This is a genomic window from Ramlibacter sp. (genome assembly GCF_035706265.1).
In the GTDB taxonomy this organism is placed as follows: Bacteria; Pseudomonadota; Gammaproteobacteria; order Burkholderiales; family Burkholderiaceae_C; genus Ramlibacter.
In genome coordinates, this window is record NZ_DASSVG010000603.1 from 1 (window position 1) to 2,737 (window position 2,737).

Annotated in this window: 3 protein-coding genes; 1 reads left to right on the plus strand and 2 read right to left on the minus strand. The window is 72.4% G+C overall.

Annotated elements, in window-relative coordinates:
• On the plus strand, positions 1-1,209 hold a 1,209-nt coding region (locus VFM98_RS21490), incomplete at its 5' end, for a phosphoenolpyruvate carboxylase (RefSeq protein WP_325111931.1).
• Here the strand turns inward: VFM98_RS21490 and VFM98_RS21495 are convergent.
• The gene (locus tag VFM98_RS21495) at positions 1,210-2,322 is read right to left on the minus strand and encodes a YeeE/YedE family protein (protein ID WP_325111932.1); all 1,113 of its coding nucleotides are present in this window, start codon (positions 2,320-2,322) and stop codon (positions 1,210-1,212) included. It lies immediately after the preceding gene.
• A gap of 30 nt (positions 2,323-2,352) precedes the next feature.
• A partial coding sequence (locus VFM98_RS21500; RefSeq protein ID WP_325111933.1) for a 5'-nucleotidase C-terminal domain-containing protein occupies positions 2,353-2,737 on the minus strand: 385 nt, incomplete at its 5' end.

The following is a 2,737-nucleotide window of genomic DNA, read 5'->3' on the forward strand; positions in this document are numbered from 1 at the left end:
ACCATCGAGGACCTGCGCAACGCCGCGCCCATCATGCGCGAGTTCTACGGCCTGCCCGGCGTGGCGCGGCTGGTGCAGCGCTCGGGCGCCGAGCAGGACATCATGCTGGGCTACAGCGACAGCAACAAGGATGGCGGCATCTTCACGAGCAACTGGGAGCTGTACCGGGCCGAGATCGCGCTGGTGGACCTGTTTGACGAGCTGGCGCAGTCGCATGCGATCCAGCTGCGGCTGTTCCACGGCCGCGGCGGCACGGTGGGGCGCGGCGGTGGCCCCAGCTACCAGGCCATCCTGGCGCAGCCGCCCGGCACCGTGCGCGGCCAGATCCGCCTCACCGAGCAAGGCGAGGTGATCGCCTCCAAGTACGCCAACCCGGAGATCGGCCGCCGCAACCTGGAGACGCTGGTGGCCGCGACGCTCGAAGCCACGCTGCTGCAGCCGACCAAGCCGGCGCCCAAGTCCTTTCTGGAGGCGGCCGAAGCGCTGTCGCAGGCGAGCATGAAGGCCTACCGCAGCCTCGTCTACGAGACGCCCGGCTTCGTCGACTACTTCTTCAGCGGCACGCCGATCCGCGAGATCGCCGAACTGAACATCGGCTCGCGGCCGGCCTCGAGAATCAGCATGCCCCCTGCGGGGGCGCTGCCGCCTCGGGGCGGCCCAGCGGCGGCGGCCTCGCAGCGCATCGAGGACCTGCGCGCCATCCCCTGGAGCTTCAGCTGGGGCCAGGCGCGGGTCACGCTGAACGGCTGGTTCGGCTTCGGCAGCGCGGTGGCGGCCTTCCTCGCCGCGGGCGAGCGCAAGGAGCAGGCGGCACTCTTGCAACGCATGTACCGGCAGTGGCCCTTCTTCAAGGCGCTGCTGTCGAACATGGACATGGTGCTGGCCAAGAGCGACCTGGCGCTCGGCTCGCGCTACGCGGAGCTGGTGCCCGACGCGCGCCTGCGCCGGCGCATCTTCGGCGCCATCGAGGCGGAGTGGCAGCGCACGGTGGAAGCGCTGGTCCTCGTCACCGGCGACAAGCAGCGGCTGGCGGGCAACCCCGCGCTGGCGCGCTCGATCCGCCACCGCTTCCCGTACATCGACCCGCTGCACCACCTGCAGGTGGAACTGGTGCGGCGCTGGCGCGCCGGCAGCGCCGACGAGCGCGAGCGCCGCGGCATCCACATCGCGATCAACGGGATCGCGGCGGGCTTGCGCAACACGGGCTGATCAGGCCCGCTCCAGCCGCCACATCTGGTACTTCACGCCCGCCACCGCGCCCGCGATGATCGCCGGCACGGCAGCCAGGCTCATGAGGCTCAGCGTGGAGAGGCCCGAAATGCCCTGGCCGATGCTGCAGCCGAAGGCCGTGACGCCGCCGATGCCCATGAGCGCCGCACCGGCCAAGTGGTGCCCCAGGTCCGCGGTGCCGCCGAAGCCTTCCCAGCGGAAGCGGCCACGCGCCAGCGCCAGCGCCGCCGAACCCAGGATCACGCCGGCCACCGACACGATGCCTACCGTGGTGCGCTTGCCCGCATCGCTGAAGAACAGCAGCCAGTCGAGTGCGAACGCGGTCGGCGCCGCGAAGCTGAAGGCTTCCGCGCGGGTCGAGTTCGTGGCCAGCCAGCTTTCCTCCAGCGTCTCCGGGTGCTCGGCGAGGTGGCCGAGGTGGCCCGTCACCCACCACATCGCCAGCACCAGGGCGCCGACGCCCGCACCCGCGAGCAGCGCCCGCGGCCGGCGCGCCTCGCGCGCCGAGAGGGCCCAGGCGAGCAGCGCCGCCCCCAGCGTGCCGCCCACCAGCAGCGAGGCCCGCGTCGGCGCGAGCCCGGTGGCGCGCGCCAGCAGGCTGGCCAGGTCCGCGTTGGCGCCCACGTCGAGCGCGAAGCGGTCCACCGTGTTCACGCGCCAGACGGCGGTGAGTCCCTTGAGCGTGGCGAAGGCGGCGACCGCGGCCACCAGCACCACCACCAGCGCCTTGAGGTTGCCGCCGCCCACGCGCACCAGCGTCTTGCTGATGCAGCCCGAGGACAGCACCATGCCGAAGCCGAACACCGCGCCGCCGGCGAGCGCCGACAGCCACAGCCAGTTGCGCGAGGCGTAGATCGTCTGCCGCGGCGAGACGATGCCGGCGCCCGCCAGCAAGGCGAAACCGAGCATGGCGACGGCCGCGGCCAGCGCCCATTGGCGCAGCCGCGTCCAGTCGCCGAGGGCCACCGCGTCGCTCACGGCGCCCATGGTGCAGAAGCCCGTGCCCTGCACCAGCGCGCCGAAGGCGGCCGAAAGAAGAAAGGCTGCCCACAGGACCTGGTGCGTCAGGGTGGACAGCTCCGCTGCCGTCATGCAGCGATTCTAGGGTGCCGCCCCCGCGCGTCAGGCCGCGGCGTAACCCGCATTGGGCAGCGCGCCCTTGAGCACCGGCAGATTCACCTGGCGCGGCGTGACCTTGCCGGCGCGGGCCTGCAGCCAGCCCTCGACCAGCTCCCACACGGGCGGGTTGCCGGCCTGCGCCGCCTCCTGCGCCACCGGCGCCCAGCCGGCCACCTTGTACTTGCGCCCGGCCTCCAGCGGCTTGCCGTTCAGGCGCATGTCCGAGATGCGCTTGCCCGCCGGCGCGCCGGGCTCGATCGCGTACTGCAGGCCGCCCACGCGCACCATGTCGCCGCCCTGCTGGTAGTACGGATCGGGGTTGAACAGGTTGTCGGCCACGTCCTCCAGCACGGTGCGGATGGTCTCGCCCGTCATCGTGCTGACCGTC